At 64.2% G+C, this 17390-nt stretch carries 16 protein-coding genes; 10 read left to right on the top strand and 6 right to left on the bottom strand.

What is annotated here, in order from left to right:
- On the top strand, positions 1-890 hold an 890-nt coding region (locus NR187_RS23680), incomplete at its 5' end, for a UDP-glucose/GDP-mannose dehydrogenase family protein (RefSeq protein WP_256807862.1).
- A gap of 157 nt (positions 891-1047) precedes the next feature.
- On the top strand, positions 1048-1938 hold the full coding sequence (locus NR187_RS23685; RefSeq protein WP_211387030.1) for an aldose 1-epimerase family protein: 891 nt from the start codon (positions 1048-1050) through the stop codon (positions 1936-1938).
- 20 nt (positions 1939-1958) lie between these two features.
- Here the strand turns inward: NR187_RS23685 and NR187_RS23690 are convergent, their stop codons facing one another.
- Positions 1959-2807: an MBL fold metallo-hydrolase gene (locus tag NR187_RS23690; RefSeq protein ID WP_211387029.1), complete on the bottom strand. Its 849-nt coding sequence runs from the start codon at positions 2805-2807 to the stop codon at positions 1959-1961.
- A 251-nt stretch (positions 2808-3058) separates the two neighbouring features.
- Here NR187_RS23690 and NR187_RS23695 point away from each other — a divergent pair, with 251 nt between their 5' ends.
- Positions 3059-3874 carry a response regulator transcription factor gene (locus tag NR187_RS23695; protein WP_211387028.1) on the top strand — a complete coding sequence of 272 codons (816 nt, stop codon included), beginning with the start codon at positions 3059-3061 and terminating at the stop codon, positions 3872-3874.
- Positions 3875-3908: 34 nt separating this feature from the next.
- On the opposite strand, the gene NR187_RS23700 is transcribed toward NR187_RS23695, so the two are convergent.
- Together NR187_RS23700 and NR187_RS23705 are read right to left on the bottom strand one after the other, a co-directional pair.
- Positions 3909-5048 carry a S9 family peptidase gene (locus NR187_RS23700; RefSeq protein ID WP_256807863.1) on the bottom strand — a complete coding sequence of 380 codons (1140 nt, stop codon included), beginning with the start codon at positions 5046-5048 and terminating at the stop codon, positions 3909-3911.
- A gap of 96 nt (positions 5049-5144) precedes the next feature.
- Positions 5145-5360, bottom strand: coding sequence for a hypothetical protein (locus NR187_RS23705; RefSeq protein ID WP_211387026.1), 216 nt, complete (start codon positions 5358-5360; stop codon positions 5145-5147).
- A gap of 128 nt (positions 5361-5488) precedes the next feature.
- On the opposite strand from NR187_RS23705, the gene pgm reads away from it, so the two are divergent.
- The 4 genes from pgm (at position 5489) to NR187_RS23725 (ending at position 10071) form a co-directional block, all read left to right on the top strand.
- Entirely contained in the window at positions 5489-7135 is a 1647-nt protein-coding gene (gene pgm / locus NR187_RS23710) for a phosphoglucomutase (alpha-D-glucose-1,6-bisphosphate-dependent) (protein ID WP_256807864.1), read from the top strand.
- Positions 7136-7271: 136 nt separating this feature from the next.
- Positions 7272-8321 carry an aromatic ring-hydroxylating dioxygenase subunit alpha gene (locus NR187_RS23715; protein ID WP_256807865.1) on the top strand — a complete coding sequence of 350 codons (1050 nt, stop codon included), beginning with the start codon at positions 7272-7274 and terminating at the stop codon, positions 8319-8321.
- 6 nt (positions 8322-8327) lie between these two features.
- Positions 8328-9080 carry a GntR family transcriptional regulator gene (locus NR187_RS23720; protein ID WP_211387023.1) on the top strand — a complete coding sequence of 251 codons (753 nt, stop codon included), beginning with the start codon at positions 8328-8330 and terminating at the stop codon, positions 9078-9080.
- 10 nt (positions 9081-9090) lie between these two features.
- Complete coding sequence (locus tag NR187_RS23725; RefSeq protein WP_211387022.1) at positions 9091-10071, top strand: PDR/VanB family oxidoreductase; 981 nt, start codon at positions 9091-9093, stop codon at positions 10069-10071.
- A gap of 70 nt (positions 10072-10141) precedes the next feature.
- On the opposite strand, the gene NR187_RS23730 is transcribed toward NR187_RS23725, so the two are convergent.
- Together NR187_RS23730 and NR187_RS23735 are read right to left on the bottom strand one after the other, a co-directional pair.
- Positions 10142-12103, bottom strand: a complete 1962-nt coding sequence (locus NR187_RS23730; protein ID WP_256807866.1) for a bifunctional diguanylate cyclase/phosphodiesterase — start codon at positions 12101-12103, stop codon at positions 10142-10144.
- 342 nt (positions 12104-12445) lie between these two features.
- Complete coding sequence (locus NR187_RS23735; RefSeq protein ID WP_256807867.1) at positions 12446-12817, bottom strand: hypothetical protein; 372 nt, start codon at positions 12815-12817, stop codon at positions 12446-12448.
- A 568-nt stretch (positions 12818-13385) separates the two neighbouring features.
- Between NR187_RS23735 and NR187_RS23740 the strand changes: the two genes are divergently transcribed.
- Positions 13386-14816, top strand: a complete 1431-nt coding sequence (locus tag NR187_RS23740; RefSeq protein ID WP_211387019.1) for a DUF1254 domain-containing protein — start codon at positions 13386-13388, stop codon at positions 14814-14816.
- 153 nt (positions 14817-14969) lie between these two features.
- Here NR187_RS23740 and NR187_RS23745 read toward each other — a convergent pair whose 3' ends face one another.
- Positions 14970-15335, bottom strand: coding sequence for a nuclear transport factor 2 family protein (locus tag NR187_RS23745; RefSeq protein WP_256807868.1), 366 nt, complete (start codon positions 15333-15335; stop codon positions 14970-14972).
- 100 nt (positions 15336-15435) lie between these two features.
- On the opposite strand from NR187_RS23745, the gene NR187_RS23750 reads away from it, so the two are divergent.
- Both NR187_RS23750 and NR187_RS23755 read left to right on the top strand, forming a co-directional pair.
- On the top strand, positions 15436-16026 hold the full coding sequence (locus NR187_RS23750) for a TetR/AcrR family transcriptional regulator (RefSeq protein WP_256807869.1): 591 nt from the start codon (positions 15436-15438) through the stop codon (positions 16024-16026).
- A 1071-nt stretch (positions 16027-17097) separates the two neighbouring features.
- Complete coding sequence (locus NR187_RS23755) at positions 17098-17313, top strand: dodecin family protein (RefSeq protein ID WP_211387016.1); 216 nt, start codon at positions 17098-17100, stop codon at positions 17311-17313.
- Positions 17314-17390 lie beyond the last annotated feature (77 nt).

A 17390-nucleotide genomic window follows, 5' to 3' on the forward strand; every position in this document is an offset into this window, starting at 1 on the left:
CGGATGTCGTCGTCGCCTCGAACCCCGAATTCCTGCGCGAGGGCGCGGCGATCCGCGACTTCAAGTTTCCCGATCGCGTCGTCGTCGGCACCTCCGACGAGCGCGGCCGCAAGGTGATGGGCGACATCTACCGCCCGCTGTCGCTGAACCAGGCGCCGCTGATGTTCACCGAACGCCGCACCGCGGAGATGATCAAATACGCCGCCAACGCGTTCCTCGCGACCAAGATCACCTTCATCAACGAGATCGCCGACCTCTCCGAAAAAGTCGGTGCCAACGTGCAGGAGGTCGCGCGCGGCATTGGCCTGGACAACCGCATCGGCACCAAATTCCTGCATGCCGGCCCCGGCTTCGGCGGTTCCTGCTTTCCCAAGGACACCAAGGCGCTGATCAAGATCGCGCAGGACTATGACGTCTCCTTGCGCATCGTCGAATCCGTGCTGGCGGTCAACGAGAACCGCAAGCGCGCGATGGCGCGGAAAGTGAGCCAGGCGCTCGGCGGTAGCTTGCGCGGCAAGACCATCGCCGTGCTCGGGCTCACCTTCAAGCCCGACACCGACGACATGCGCGACGCGCCGTCGATCCCGCTCGTCACCGGCCTGATCGACATGGGGGCGAAGGTGAAGGCGTTCGACCCCGTCGGCATGGAGCAGGCCAAGGGCGAGCTGCCCAGCATCACCTATTGCGAGGACGCCTATTCCTGCGCGCAAGGCGCCGACGCGATCGTCATCGTCACCGAATGGGTGCAGTTCCGTGCGCTCGATCTCGACCGGCTGAAGGCGACCATGATCCAGCCCGTCGTCGTGGATCTCCGCAACATCTACCGTCCCGAAGAGATGGCTGCGGCTGGGTTCGTCTATGAGAGCGTCGGACGGTCGTCCCAAGCCTGACGAGGAAGCCTGGCAGGCGGACCTGGCACGGCGATGCGAAGCTGAGCTTCGCTTCGCCCATACCGGGGCGGGCAAAACATCCTCCAATACTTATGGTCTGCTCGCACGAGGCAGCGGCGCTTCGCCCGCCACCTCGACTTTCGCGATGAGGACGGTCATGACCGACGACACGCACACGATCCGCAGCGGCGCTCTCACCGCGACCATCAAGGCGCACGGCGCCGAGATGTGCTCGCTCAAGCACAAGGACAGCGTCGAATTCGTCTGGCAGGCGGAGCCGGCCTGGCCGCGCCATGCGCCGCTGCTGTTTCCGATCGTCGGGCGTCTCGCCAAAGACGAATTGCGGCACCGGGGCAGGACGTACCGGATGACCCAGCACGGATTCGCGCGGGACAGCCGCTTTGCGTGGTCGGAACGCGGCGAGAGTCGCTGTGCCCTCGTGCTCGAAGACAGCGAGACGACACGTGCGCTCTACCCCTTCGCGTTTCGCCTGACGGCGACCTATGTGCTCGACGAATTCGGTCTCGATCTTTCGCTCACGATCGCGAACACCGGCAACGAAACGTTGCCGGCCTCGCTCGGCGGCCATCCCGCTTTCAACTGGCCGCTCCGACCGGGAGTGGCGAAGGAGAGTTACGCGCTGACCTTCGCGAACGCAGAGCCATCCCCCGTCCGCCGTCTCGATGGCGGCTTGCTGCGTCCGGCAGCGGAGCCGAGCCCGGTCGACGGCACCGTGCTGCCCTTGTCCGCTTCCCTGTTCGTCGACGATGCAATCATCTTCGACCGGATCGCGAGCAGTTCGGTCCGCTATGCCGCGGGGCAGGGCGCGTCCAGCGGGCCGTGGCTGACAATGTCGTGGCGCGGCTTTCGCGAGCTCGGTGTCTGGTCGAGGCCGACAGGCGCGCCGTTCCTCTGCATCGAGCCCTGGCGCGGCTATGCCAGTCCTGCCGGCTTCGATGGCGAGTTCAGCGACAAGCCGGGCCTGATGCACATCGCGCCGGGAACGGAAGAGCAATTGTCGTTCCGGATCGAGGTCGGATCGTCCTGAAGCCGGCCGCCTGATGGCTCTCAAACCTCGATCCGCGTGAGGTCCTCGCCGAGCACGACGGGACCCGAATAGTCCCGCCTGACGTCCGCGAGCAGTGCATTCAACATGGAATCGTCGGTGCGCGGCCGGTGATGGGTCAGCGCGAGCTTCTTCACGCCGGCCTTGGCTGCGACCTTGCCGACCGTATCGCCGCAGGCAATCGTGAATTTCGCAAGGCGGCGGAGGTGCTCGTTGTTGATCTCCGGCGTGGCGAGGAAGCAGCACTGGACGAGCAAATCGGCTCCCTCCGCCAGTCGCTCGAGACCCGGGCAGGGGACCGTGTCGCCGGAAATTGCGATGATCTTGCCCGCCGCCTCGAAGCGGTAGCCGAGACACATCCAGCGCTGGAGAAAGGCGGGCGGCATGTCGAGGCCGTCCCCATGCGACACCAGCTCGGCGCTGATCTTCCAGCGCCCGGTATCGAGAACGGGGCCCGGTACGATGTCCGTCGCGACGACCGGCTTCCAGCCGCCGAAGCTCGGCTCGCCCTTGTCGCGCCAGGTGATGTCCTTGTCGTAGACCTGCGTGATCAGCGTGTTGACCAGACGTTCGGTGTCCGGCGGCCCATAGATGCGCAGCTCGTCCTTGCGCCCGTGCATCCATGAATTCAGCATCACATCGTAGAGGTCGCCGATATGGTCGAAATGGTGATGGGTGAGAAAGACCGTGTTGACGGCGCCGAGCGGCACGCCGGCCTTGCCGAGTTGCAGCATGACGCCACGGCCTGCGTCGAACAGGAAGTTCTCCTCGCCGAGCCTGATCAGCGTGGTGGTCGCCATGCGGCGCGGGTCCGGGCGCGGCCCGCCGGTGCCGAGCAGTACGACTTCCATGGCGGCTACTCCATGTGCAGGCTTTTCGGGGGCACAATAGTTTCGAAGCTCTTGGCGGGGCAAGCTGCCGCGGGAGCCTCGGGCTGCAGTCTCGCACAACTTTCGCTTGTGCAGGCGATTTCCCGCACACCATGCGCGGGATGAGAATTGTGGGCCAATTCATACTTAATACGGCTGGATCGTGACCAATGTTGTTTGGGCGGCACAAGACGCCTAGTATTCTGGCAGGCAATTCGGGGGCTCGAACGGTTGTGAATGCTCGTTCACAAGACATCGCATTGCGCGACGACCTGAATTTTCAGGCGGGCCCGCAGGCACACAGGACATCCAAGATCGTGGCTGATTCCGCACTTCAGGAATTGCGTCCCGCTGGCCGCGAGCGGCTGATCGTCGTCGAAGACGATCCGGTGACGCGGACGATGCTGGTCGGTTACTTCAGCGAGAACAATTTCGACGTGGTCGGTGCCGGCTCCTGCGCGGAATGCCGCCAGGCGCTGCGCGCGCGCACTGATCTCATCTTCCTCGACGTGCAGTTGCCCGACGGCGACGGTTTTGAGCTCGCCAAGGAGATCCAGGCGACCAGCAACGCGGGCATCATCTTCGTGACCCGCCGCGACACCGACGTCGATCGTATCCTCGGCCTCGAGATCGCCGCCGACCATTACGTCACCAAGCCGATCAATCTGCGCGACCTGCTCGCGCGCGCCCGCAGCGTGCTCCGACGGCGTTCGATCGACCGCAAGGCGGCGCGGAACCACAATTCGATCGCGTTCGGCGACTGGATCATCGACCTGACGCGGCGCGAGTTGCTCGGCAGCGACGGCAAGCCGGTATCGTTGACGCGGGCCGAATTCGACCTGCTCGCAGCGCTCGTCGGCGCCGACGGCAGGCCGCTCAGCCGCGACTATCTGATCGAGGTCGTGAGCAACCGCCAGGCCGAGGTCGACATCCGCACGGTCGATGCCCTGGTGGCGCGGCTGCGCCGCAAGCTCGTCGGCAGCGGCACACCCGTCATCTCGACTGTCACCGGCGTCGGCTACAAGCTCGCGCTCAGCGAGCGGCTGTAGCCTCACCTGCCGAAAAATCTGATCGCCCTCGCGCCTATCGCGCGCGGGCGCTCTGATCCGTCGACGTCCTTTGCGCGCCGGCCAACCTGTCGTCGACTGCATAGAGCGTGCAGGTGGGTGACCATTTCATGCAGGCGCCGAGCGAATCGCGCTGGGCGTCGTCGGTCGTCGCGCGTCCCGAGCGCCAGCCGTAACCGCCGTTCGGCGACACCGCAAAAGCCTTGTGCGGCATGGTGCTGGCGAGATAGCGCGCGAACTCGGCGCGCGCGGCCTCGTCGAGCTGGCCCGGCGGCGGCAGCGGATCGGGCGGGCTGAGGATATCATGGCCGAGCCCGCGCTCGCGCAGGAAGGCGTCGAGATACGGCGTCCATTGCGGACGACCCACGACGGAATAGAGATAGTGGCCATCGTCGCCGTAAGGCGGTGCCGCGATGAATTTCGCGGCGCCGCCGCCGGCGCGAAATCCGTCATGGAGGCGCCGCGCGAGATCGGGACCGAAGTACGAATCGTTGCTGGCATAGACCCACAGCATCGGCACGCGCGAGGTCTTGCCGAAGCTGGCGAAGGCCTGCACCAGCCCGTCGGGATTGCAGACCTCGTCATGATCGCGCGAGCCGCGGCCGCCGGCAAAGCTGATCGCGGCGACGAGGCCGGACGGCGCCTGCGCGGTCAGCGCGACGGTGGCGAGCCCGCCGGCGGAATGGCCGGCCGCGATCATGCCCGATGTCGTCACGTCGGCCCTGCGCCCCATCGCGTCGATCGCGGCGCGCAAATCCGCGACGGCAACCGCCGCCGCCGGCAGATAAGCGGCATTGGCGCAACCGCCGACGCTGTCGACGCGGCCGCCCGGCGAAGTGCCGTAACCGCGCCGCATCACGATCAGCGCCGCAAAGCCGCGCCGGGCATATTCCAGCGCGATGCCGTAATATTTGTGCGCCGACATGGTCGCGCGGTCGTCGAAACTGCGCGGCGAGCCGTGGCTGAGCAGCGCGAGCGGATAGCGCTTCGCACCCGCAGGGCGGACCAGGAACGCCTCCAGCCCCTGCGGGCCGGCCTCGGCCATCGGGATGCGGAGGTCCTCGGTGTAGAATTCGGCGGCAATGGCGCGCGACGACGCACCGGCCAGCGCAAGCCAGGCGATCAGCAGGGGCAGCAGCTTGCGCGAGAGGACCATGGGGACGATTCGAAGGGCCGGGATGCCTCGAACCATAGCATGATCCCGCGAGTGCGTGGGAGCGGACGGCCCGGGGAACGGGTCCGACGCGTGGCGTCAGCGCACGGTGCGCGGAGGAGGGGATGCCTCCGTCGTATCTGTTGCGTCGCTGTGGAGCGCCCGCTCGATCCGTCGCTTCACCCTGGCGAGGTCGTGATCCACCGCCGCATTGCGCAGGATCGGATTGGGCTCGACGTCGGCCTCCCTCACATGTTCCGGAGACGATAACACCAAGGAACTGGCGAGCAGCACGGCCGTTGCGAAAATGGTCATGTCTGTATTCACGGCCCCAAATGCGGCCATTTGTTGCCAGTGTTGACGAAGGGCTTTTGGGTTGGCGGGTGCAAGCCCGATGGTATGGTGTGACAGGACCTTCATCTTTCAACGACGAGGATATTTCAGTGGCTGATGTTCATCCCGCGGCGGGCAAGCAGGTCTCGCCGGACGCGCTCACCAACGTTCCGCGGCTGGTGACGGCCTATTTCGCCGGCAAGCCCGATGTCGCGGATCCCGCACAGCGGGTGGCGTTCGGCACCTCGGGTCATCGCGGCACCTCGTTCAAGAACAGCTTCAACGAGGGCCATATCCTGGCGACCACGCAGGCCATTTGTGATTACCGGCGAGAAAAGGGGCTGACCGGTCCGCTCTTCATCGGCATCGACACCCATGCGCTGGCCGAGCCGGCGCTGGTCAGCGCCGTCGAGGTGTTCGCGGCCAACGGCGTCGACATCATGATCGACAAGGACGGCGGCTACACGCCGACGCCCGTCATTTCGCATGCGATTCTCACCTACAACAAAGGCCGCAGCAGCGGCCTCGCCGACGGCGTCGTCATCACGCCCTCGCACAATCCGCCGGAGGATGGCGGCTACAAATACAATCCGCCGCATGGCGGCCCGGCCGACACCGATGTGACCGGCGTGGTCGAGAAACGCGCCAACGCCTATCTCGCCGACGGGCTCAAGGGTGTAAAGCGCATCGACTATGCCAAGGCGCTGAAATCGTCGAACGTCCGCGCCTATGATTTCGTTACGCCTTACGTCGCCGATCTCGGCAACGTCGTCGATCTCGACCTCGTGAAATCCGCCGGCATCAATATCGGCATCGATCCGCTCGGCGGCGCCGCCGTGCATTACTGGCATCCGATCATCGAGCGCTATGGCCTGAAGGCGACCGTGGTGAACGAGGCGATCGATCCGACCTTCCGCTTCATGACGGTGGACTGGGACGGCAAGATCCGCATGGACTGCTCCTCGCCGTATGCGATGGCGAGCCTGATCGCCATGCGCGATCGCTTCGACGTCGCCTTCGCCAACGACACCGATGCCGATCGGCACGGCATCGTGACGCGCACCGGCGGCCTGATGAATCCGAACCATTATCTGGCGACCGCGATCGCCTACCTGTTCGCGCACCGCCCGAACTGGGGCAAGGACGCGGCGATCGGCAAGACCGTGGTGTCGAGCTCGATCATCGACCGCGTTGCTAAAAAACTCGGCCGCAAGCTGGTCGAGACGCCGGTCGGCTTCAAATGGTTCGTCGACGGCCTCGTCGGCGGCTCTTTCGGGTTCGGCGGCGAGGAGAGTGCGGGCGCCTCGTTCCTGCGACGCGACGGCACCGTGTGGACCACCGACAAGGACGGCATCATTCTCGGCCTGCTCGCAGCCGAGATCATGGCCAAGACCGGCCGCGATCCCAGCCAGCTGTTCAACGACCTCACGGCCGAGCTCGGCGTGCCGCATTACGCGCGCATCGATGTCGCGGCGACCACGCCGCAGAAGAACATCTTGAAGTCCGTCACGCCCGAGCAGCTCGGCCTGAAGGATCTCGCCGGCGATCCCGTCCGCGCCACGCTCAGCAAGGCGCCCGGCAACGGCCAGCCGTTCGGCGGCATCAAGGTCGAGACCGATTTCGGCTGGTTCGCGGCGCGGCCGTCCGGGACGGAGGATGTCTACAAGATCTACGCCGAAAGCTTCCGCAGCACTGAGCACCTGAAGCGGATTCAGGAAGAAGCCCAGGCGGGGCTGAAGAAGGTGTTCGGGGCGTAGCCGCCAAGGCACTGGTCAATCCTGTATACATAATCGACGATAATGGTAATTTAGTAAGCCAAAATCGACCTTGAACCATTCTCATGCCCTCGCTATTGTATACATAACGTATTCATAAGCCTTGGGAGTGAGACCGGTGACAAAACCCTTCCCGATGAACGCATGGTACGCCGCCGCCTGGGACGCCGACGTCAAGCCGGCGCTGCTGCCGCGGACGATCTGCGGCAAGCATGTCGTAATGTACCGCAAGGCCGATGGCTCGGTGGCCGCGCTGGAGGACGCCTGCTGGCACCGCCTGGTGCCGCTGTCGAAGGGCCGGCTCGAGGGCGACACCGTAGTCTGCGGCTATCACGGGCTGAAATACAATGCGCAGGGCCGCTGCACCTTCATGCCCTCGCAGGAGACCATCAACCCGTCGGCCTGCGTGCGCGCCTATCCCGTGGTCGAACGTCATCGCTACATCTGGCTCTGGATGGGCGACCCCGCGCTGGCCGATCCCGCGCTCGTCCCCGACATGCACTGGAACCACGATCCGGCCTGGGCCGGTGATGGCAAGACCATCCGCGTCAATTGCGACTACCGCCTCGTGCTCGACAATCTCATGGACCTCACCCACGAGACCTTCGTGCACGGCTCCTCCATCGGCAATGACGCGGTCGCCGAAGCGCCGTTCGACGTCACCCATGGCGAGAAGACCGTTACGGTGACGCGCTGGATGCGCGGCATCGAGGCGCCGCCGTTCTGGGCCAAGCAGCTCGGCAAGACCGGCCTCGTCGACCGCTGGCAGATCATCCGCTTCGAGGCGCCGTGCACCATCGCCATCGACGTCGGCGTGGCACCCACCGGCACCGGCGCGCCCGAAGGCGACCGCTCGCAGGGCGTCAACGGTTTTGTGCTCAACACCATCACGCCCGAGACCGAGAAGACCTGCCACTATTTCTGGGCATTCGTGCGCAACTATCAGATCGGCGAGCAGCGCATCACCACCGAGATCCGCGAGGGCGTCTCCGGCATCTTCCACGAGGACGAGCTGATCCTCGAAGCCCAGCAGCGCGCGATGGATGAGAACCCCGATCGCATCTTCTACAACCTCAACATCGACGCCGGCGCGATGTGGACGCGCAAGCTGATCGACAGGATGGTGGCGAAGGAAACCCCGCCGCAGCATCTCCAGGCTGCGGAGTAGGCCGACATGGCCGAGCGTGAGGTCGACCGTTCCGTCTCGCAGACCGTGAAGGCGCAGCTCGCGCTGCGCGACCAGATCCTGTCGGGCTCTCTGCGCCCGGGCGAGCGCATCTCCGAGCTGCAGGCGGTGGAAACCACCGGCGCCTCGCGCACGCCGGTGCGCATGGCGCTGGTGCGGCTGGAGGAGGAGGGCCTGCTGGAGGCGATCCCGTCCGGCGGCTTCATGGTGAAGGCGTTTTCCGAGCGCGACATCTCCGATTCCATCGAGCTGCGCGGCACGCTGGAGGGCCTTGCCGCGCGCTTTGCCGCCGAACGCGGCGTCTCGGCACGCGAGCTCGAGCCGCTCAAGGAGTGCCTCGCCGCGATCGAAGAATTGCTGCGCCAGGTGCCGATCTCGGTCGACGCGTTCTCGTCCTATGTCGCGCTGAACGCGCGCTTCCATGCGCTGCTCACCGAATTGTCGCGCAGCCCCCCTTTGATCCGGCAGATCGACCGCGCCTCGGCGCTGCCGTTCGCCTCGCCCAGCGGCTTCGTGATGGCGCAGTCCGCGCTGCCCGAGGCGCAGCAGATCCTGATCATCGGGCAGGAGCATCATCGCGTCGTGATCGACGCCATCGAGAACCGCGAAGGCGCCCGCGCCGAGGCGGTCATGCGCGAGCACGCGCGGCTCGCGGTCCGCAATCTGCGGCTTGCGCTGCGCAACCGGACCCATCTCGACCTCTTGCCGGCGCTCGCGCTGATCAAGACCGCAACCGATTGAGGGCAGTGCCATGCGCTTCATCGAAACCTGGATCCCGGCGACGCTCGTCTCGACGCGCGATCTCGCCCCCGACATCCGCGAATTCCTGATCCAGCCGGATCAGTTCGACGGTGCCGCCTATCCGGTCGGCAGCCACATCAATGTCAGCGTAACCATCGACGGCCAGCCCGAGACGCGATCCTATTCGCTGGTCGGCGAAGCCGCGTCGCGCGGCTTGCGGATCGCGGTCCGCCGCGCCGAGGATTCCCGCGGCGGCTCGCGCTATATGTGGTCGCTACAAGCCGGAGCGCGGCTCGACATCACCCAGCCCGCTTCGCTGCTCGCGGTCGACTGGGCCCGCGAAAGCTATTGCCTGATCGCCGGCGGCATCGGCATCACGCCGATCCTCGGCGCCGCGCAGGCGCTGGCGCGGCGCGGTGCCGATGTCACGCTGCACTACGCCGTGCGCTCGCGCGGCGAGGCCGCCTATCTCGACGATCTCGCTGCGATGCTCGGCGACCGTCTGGTCGTCCATGCGAGCGATGAGGCCAGACGACTCGATCTCGACGCGCTGTTCGCGTCATTGCCGCAAGGCGCATTGGCGCTGTTCTGCGGCCCGATGCGGATGCTGGATGCCGCGCGCCATGCCTGGATCGGTGCCGGCCATCCGCTCCCCGATCTCCGCTACGAGACGTTCGGCTCCAGCGGCACATTGCCCACCGAGACGTTCCGGGTTCGCCTGAAGGGCTCCGATGTCGAGCTCGAAATCCCGCGCGAGCGCTCGATGCTGGACGTGCTCAACGCCAGCGGCCACGACGTCATGTACGATTGCAAGCGCGGTGAATGCGGCCTCTGCGCCATCGACGTGGTCGCCGTCGACGGCGAGATCGATCACCGCGACGTCTTCTTCAGCGACCACCAGAAGCAAAGCAACCAGAAGATCTGCGCCTGCGTCTCCCGCGCCCGCGGCACCATCACGGTGGATACGTTGCTGCGGGCGGATGCGGTCTGAGCTCGCTGCTCGGCCTCATGGTTCGCCCGGCTCCAAAGGCGGGCGTCTCGAAGGATGTGCCGCGGCAGATCTACGCCGCGTAGGTCGCCCGCATCTTCTTCGTGTCCAGCAGCGCCAGAACGCCTTCGGCCGACACCGGCCGGCTGATCAGGTAGCCCTGGACCTCGTCGCAACTGATCTGGCGCAGATATTCGAGCTGGTCGGCGGTCTCGACGCCTTCGGCGACCACGCCGATGCGCAGGTCGCGCGCCAGCGAGATCACCGACTTCACGATCGCGGCGCAGTCCGGCTGCACCAGCATGTCGCGGATGAAGGACTGGTCGATCTTGATGCGGCTGAACGGCAGCTTGCGCAGATAGGTGAGCGAGGAGAAGCCCGTTCCGAAATCGTCGAGCGCCACGGTGACGCCGAGCTGCAGCAGCGCATTGAGAACCGACGCGGCCGAGCCGTATTTCGACAGCAGCATCGATTCCGTGATCTCGATCTCGAGCCGGTGCGGGGCGATCCTCGCGTCGGCAAGCGCCTGCACGATGATCTGCAGGAGGCCGTTGTTGCGAAACTGCGCGGCCGAGAAGTTCACGGCGACCCTGATCTCTTCCGGCCAGTCCGCCAGCGTCGCGCAGGCGCGCCGGATCACCCATTCGCCGATCTCGTGGATCAGCCCTGTCTCCTCGGCGATCGGAATGAATTCGCTCGGCGGCACTAGCCCGCGCGAGGGATGCTGCCAGCGCAGCAGAGCCTCGAAGCCGGTGATCCGGTTCTCATCGAGATCGAGGAACGGCTGGAACACCAGGAAAAGCTCGTCGCGCGCGATGGCGCCTTCGAGGTCCGATTGCAGCGCCTTGCGATCACGGGATAAGCGGTCGTCGGCTTCCTCGAAGAAGCAGACCGTGCCGGGGCCCGCCTTCTTGGCGCGGTAGAGCGCGGCGTCGGCATTCTTCATGATGTCGAGCTGCGTGCTGCCGTCGCGCGGCGCCAGCACGATGCCGATGCTTGTCGCGCCGACGATCTGGCGGCCCTCGATCTGGAACGGTTCGTCGAAGGCCGCGGCGAAGCGCTCGGCGAGCTCGAGCGCCTCTTCAGGCCGCGTGAGATTGGCCATCACCAGCGCGAACTCGTCGCCGCCGATGCGCGCGACATGCTCGGCCGCGCGGGTGCAGCGTTGCAGGCGGCTTGCGACCTGGACCAGGAATTCGTCGCCGGCGGGATGGCCGAATTGGTCGTTGACCTCCTTGAAGCGATCGAGGTCGAGCAGCAGCACCGCGAATTCCTCGCCGGACAGGGCGAGCCGCTTCAGGGCGGCATCGAGCGTCTCGTTGAAGGCGAACCGGTTGGGCAGGAGGGTGAGAGGATCCTGCCGCACGGTACGTTCCGCCTCGATCTGTCGCATCACCCGCCGCGCGAACGAGACCGAATTGACGAACACGCTGCGCAGCAGCACCGATCCGTACACCACCACCAGGAAGGCGATCAGCAGAAACGCCGGATCGCCATTCCTGCCGAGGCAGATGGCGATGCCGGCGAAGATCGGGGCCGTGAATGCGATCGCCGCGATCGGGATCGTGGCGAAGGCCAGAGCGCCGCCCGCCAGCATCCCCGAACAAAGGCAGGTGATGACGAGCTGCCCGCCGGTTGAGGCGTCGGCGAAGAATGCGACCGGAACGATGCCCCAGGCGGCGCCGAGGACGAAGGCATTGCGCACCAGCCGATGCATGGCCCGGCGCGAGACGAATTGCGGTTTGGTGATGCGCCGCGCGGCGTGGGATTGCACGCCGAATGCGATCGCGGCGCCCGCCACGATGACGGCCCAGATCAAGGCCAGCTTCAGGTCCGGCGAATGCCACAGCGCGATGGCAAGCACGGCGGCGTTGCAGGCATTGGCCAGCATGATGCCGACGGAATAGCCGAGCACCAGCGACATCTGTTCGGCGCGGATATGGCCGGCGACGGCTTCGTCGGTTGCGGGACCGCCAAAGGCCGACAGATCGCCGGCGAACAGCCGCGCGAAATAGCTGGTCGTTTGAGTCCGCATTCCAGAGCCTGCAGCAGCATGGGCCGTTCGTCCGGCTCGACCCCGAGAATTCGCTGCAAACCTTTGACGAACTATGAATTATCTCACCCGGCCGGCATCGCCGCGACCACTTCTGCGTGTCCAAGCGGCAGTATCGATAACAAATCGATACAAATGCGCGCCGCCGGCGTTGCCGCGGTCGCGGACTTGGGGCGCTGAAGCTTGCTGGACCGGATGGACGATAATGATAATCGCCTGTTTGGCGTCACAGCGCCGACTGCATGGACACCAGGGCCCGCCTGTCAGCTGACGATCAGAACGCCGCGAACTTCGTCAGAAACGGAGAAGTCCGGCGGCGCCATCTCACAGCTTGTTTCGGTTCTTGCTCGCTCCCCTCAATTTTGGAGCGTCCGGCGTCGATTTCGCCCAATCGGCCATTTGCATGCAGGTAAGCAGGTCAACATAGCTGTCATTGCCGCCAGCTGTTGCTTCGCCTTCGCATCGGTTTCGAAGGCTTTCGGAATTCGTGAGCCATACGGAATGAAGCTGTTGCAGCGCGGAATTTTCGTCGCGCATGCAGTCGTCGTAAGTCTGCGGCAGATCCAGGGCCATCGCCTTGTCAGTGGCTACGGTTGCTTTGCAGGTTGCCTCGACATTGAGTTGAGGGACGCGTTCGCTGACTGGAATTGCTGTGTGGCCGCCTATCATCGCCAAGGATACAAGTAAAATCTTCATGCAGCAGAACTCCCCGGGTGAGATCTTACTGAAGTAATTTCATGGGACGACAATCGAGTTTGGATCGTATTGATCTGAATCAAGGGGAATGAAGGAGATTGTCTCTCCAGCGAGAGCACTACGGTTGCGGGCCCGATATGGAAGCTGGTATCCATCAACCGTGCCGCTGAACGGAAGCGACTCTTACGTTCCGTTTCCTTTCTCACACGACCCGGCACTTCGAAAAACCAGGCAGCCGCTTGTGCTCCGAGGATGCGAGCCACATCGCGACGATGCAGAGGCACAAGATAAACACCATGGCTGGCCCTCGGCTTCCGTGCTAGCGTGGCACTCGTAGAGGTAGACCTTTCTTCGACGTCGCCTTTTCACGATACGCATACAGCCAACTAATTCCAGCGCACCGGTCTTGATTTCTGCTGACGCCCTTACGGCGTCTTGTGCAGAAAATGTTGCACGTTCTCTCGCGCGCCTGCGGCGGTCTGCGCACGCTTGACGCAGATCAAGACGAACTGACCGACTTGGCAAGATCAAAGGATTTTTAGGGTTCAACCCAACGGAGTTTGTTTCCATGAACATCACCCGTCGCAATGCAACGATTGGCGGTATGAGCCTGCTCGCCAGCGCCTCCATGGCCACATCAGCTCGTGCCGAGCTTGGTGAATTCCTCGGCATCGGCGAAGGACTTGAGGAGTTCGCACTCGCCACCGACGCCTATATCTTCGGCTACCCTTTGGTGACGATGGAGATGACGCGGAGAATCATCACCAACGTCGCGGCACCGGTCGGGACGCGGGCACCGATGGGCCAGATCATCAAGCTGCGCAAATATCCCGACGCGTCCTTCCGCGACGTGACGGCGCCGAATGCTGACACGCTTTACACGACTGCGTTCTTCGATGTCGGCAATGAGCCGTGGGTGCTCACGATCCCTGACATGAAAGACCGTTACGCGCTATTTCCGATGCTGGACGGCTGGACTACGGTGTTCCAGGTTCCGGGCAAGCGGACCACTGGCACCGGCGCGCAAACCTGCGCGATCACGGGCCCTGGTTGGAAAGGCGAATTGCCGGCCGGCGTCACGGAGTACAAATCGCCTACAAGCATCGTTTGGCTGCTCGGCCGTATCTATTGCACCGGAACGCCGGAGGATTACGCCGAGGTCCACAAACTCCAGGACGAATTCAAGCTGGTGCCGCTGAGCGCCTACGGCAAGCCGTACACGCCGCCGGCGGGCACGGTTGATCCGTCCCTCGACATGAAGACGGCGGCGCGCGAGCAGGTCAACCGCATGGACGCGGTGGCCTATTTCACACTGCTCTGCAAGCTGATGAAGAACAATCCGCCTGCGACCGCGGATGCACCGCAGCTCGCCAAATTCGCCCGGATCGGTATCGTGCCGGGACAGGATTTCGACGCGAGCAAGCTCAAGGCGGATTTCGTCAAGCGCGTGCCCGAGGTCGGCTTTGACCGGATCATGCTCCAGTTCAAGGTCAACAAGGACGTCAAGGATGAGAACGGCTGGGCCTTTACGACCAAAACCGGCATCTACGGTACTGACTACCTGATGCGGGCGCTCGTCACCGCCATTGGACTCGGCGCCAACCGGCCGCAGGATGCCGTCTATCCGACTTCGCAGAAGGACGCGGACGACCGGAAATACAGCGGCGCGAACAAATACGTCATGCACTTTGCCAAGGGCCAGCTTCCGCCAGCGCTCGGCTTCTGGTCGGTGACGATGTACAACGGCGAGTATTTCTTCGTGGCCAATCCGATCGACCGCTATTCGATCAGCGCGCGCCAAAATCTGCAATCCAATCCGGACGGATCGACCGATCTCTACATTCAGAATGAATCGCCGGGCAAGGACAAGGAGTCCAACTGGCTTCCGGCGCCCTCCGGCGACTTCGTTCTGATGATGCGGCTGTACTGGCCGAGCGAGAAGGACCCCTCGATCATCGATGGCTCGTGGAAGCTTCCGCCGGCGAAGAAGGTGAGCTGAACGGAGCGACAGTGGGCTGGAATACCTGGCTGACGTTTTCGATTTCACCAACGGCAACCCACCGGCACGGTAACGCCGACGGCGAATTGTGACGAAATAGGCCTCAACAGCGACGGCGAGGCTCGTTGCAGCCGAAAATCCGCAGGAGATCGCTCACCGCCCCAACTGATTCGGATCGTAATAGAATCGCTCCTCGATCAGCTGATCGCCGCGCCATGTCTGCCAGGCAATCTCTTCGAGCGTCCGCGTGACGCCTTCGGCATTGGTGAAGCTGAATTTCCAGCGCGTGGCGACGTTGTCGCCTTCGATCAGGCTCGGCCCGATCCGCACCGCCTTGACCTCCTTGAAGGCTGCCAGCACGCCGCGCTCCTTGGCCGCGAGCTTGTCGCGCCCGACCATGGGTTCGGCCTGGTTTTCATGGGTTGCGGCGTCCGGGGTGTAGTAGTCCAGGATCGCCCCGACGAAATCCCCGGCCTCCAGCCGCTTCGCAAAAGCTTCGACGATGTCACGGCTCGGCATGGTGCACCTCACGATTCAAACCGACTGATGGTCGGTAAATACCGACCGATAGTCAAAAAGTCAACTGGCCGCCCGTGCGGAATTGGACTAGACGAGAGCCATGGCGAAACAGGCGGAGCGGCGGGCCGCGACATCGGAGGCGATCCTGACGGCGGCGCGCCGCCTGTTCGGGACGCAGGGCTTTGCCGCCACCACCATGGACGAGATCGCGCAGGGAGCCGGCATCGCCAAGGGCGCGGTCTATCACCACTTCAAGACCAAGGAGGCGGTGTTCGAGGCCGTGTTCGATCTTGTCTCGCGCGATCTCGTTGCCGAGATCGACGGCACCGCGCGGGCCGAGAAGGATGTGCTCGCCGCGATGGTCGCCGGCACCCAGCATTATTTCGCGGCGACCGCCAAGGGGCCGACAGGCCAGATCATCCTGCGCGACGGTCCGGCCGTGCTCGGCTGGGAACGCTGGCGCGAGATCGACGCGCGGCATTTCGGCGGCAAGCTGCCGCGTGCGCTCTCGGCCGCGATGGAGGCCGGGCTGATCGCGCGGCAGCCGGTCGAACCGCTGGCTCGGCTGCTGCTCGGCGCGGTGACGGAGGCCGCGGTCGCCTGCGCCGGGCGCGCGGATATCGCAAGGGCGGGCGCGGAATATGCCCGTGCGTTCAGGTCGCTGGTCGAGGCGCTGCGACTGCGGGAATGATTGCGCGCGGTGCACCAGTCTTCCGGCTTGGCCTCTTGCTCGTGGCCATCGCAGTCGCAAGCTTGGTTTTGCGCCTCATCGGTTTCGTGCTGGTGGTCGCCGAGCTCATTTGCGCTGGATTTTGAACGTCCAGGTCGCGCGTACCTCCCACGGGCAAGAGGTTCAAATTCTCCGCTCTTCTCCTACTTGCAGCCGCGGCAGATAGTAAGCTTGCATTGTAAGACCTCATCTTCTTGATCGATCGATTCCTGCGCCGTGGCGCTACCCACATTGGGCTTGGAGGCTTTTGCTGCGCGTGACCTCATGGGGCGCGCCGCCTGGCTGACGTGCCACTGTCGTCGGCGGTGGCGGCACTCAAGCGGCCGGCAGGAACTCACCCTCCCGATCCTGCTACTTGAACGCGACCGCACCGCTCGACAGCGTCGTGAGTGAGAGGGATCTTGAAGTCTCTAAACGCGGCCTGCGGGACGCCTGGTGCGTTGCACGATTACGTCATGGTTGGGGACCCATTCCTCCGCGGTTGAGTCCCAATGATGAGTGTCGTCGAAGTGTTTCCAGGGTGGCCGCCCTGGTTTGTTTTCACCCTTCTGTCGTTTTGCATTCAGTGCGCTGAGTTGGACGACCAGTGTCCCAGCCATCATCACCCATTCGCGCGCATTATATCGGGAGTTCCATTTGATTATCGCGAGCATCGGATGCCTCCTTCAAAGTAAGAAGCCGAAGCCGTGGCCATCTTAGCCCGGGCCAAGAACACGGGGACGTAAGGTACTTCACAGTCGGCCAACATCTTAGACATAGCGGCGCGATCCGGCACGCGTCTGGCGGGGATACCGGAGGGCTAAGTGTCGCAGATCAGGTCTTGTCTGTTACAACGATCTGGCATCATCGGCGAAGTCGGGCACGTCCGAAAAGGGCCGAAAGCCGCCCTCCCCGCGAAATGCAGTTTATCCCTTATCGGCCCGGCGCGACGTCCGAGACCGTATCGCGTCGTATCAGCGCCGATATCCTGATGCTAGATTTCACAACGGCAGGAGCACCTGCTTCCTGCTTCATACCGAACAGGAGGACGACATGCCTGATAGCGTCTACAAGGTCATTGAACTGATCGGTACCAGCAACGACTCATGGGAGAAGGCGGCCGCCAATGCGGTCGAGCTGGCTGCAAAATCTCTCCGGGATCTTCGCATTGCAGAGGTCGTCAAGCTCGATATGCAATTGGATGCGAAGGGAAAAGTAGAGGCCTATCGCGCCAAGCTCAACGTATCGTTCAAGTTCGAGGATTCCTGAGCCTCGGCACCTCGCCCCGCTTGCGGGGCGAGGTTGGCGCACTGGAGAAGGTGCGTCGCGCGGCTCCCCGGCCGGCG

Origin of the sequence: Bradyrhizobium sp. Bra64, assembly GCF_024519875.1 — a bacterium.
GTDB lineage: Bacteria > Pseudomonadota > Alphaproteobacteria > Rhizobiales > Xanthobacteraceae > Bradyrhizobium > Bradyrhizobium japonicum_G.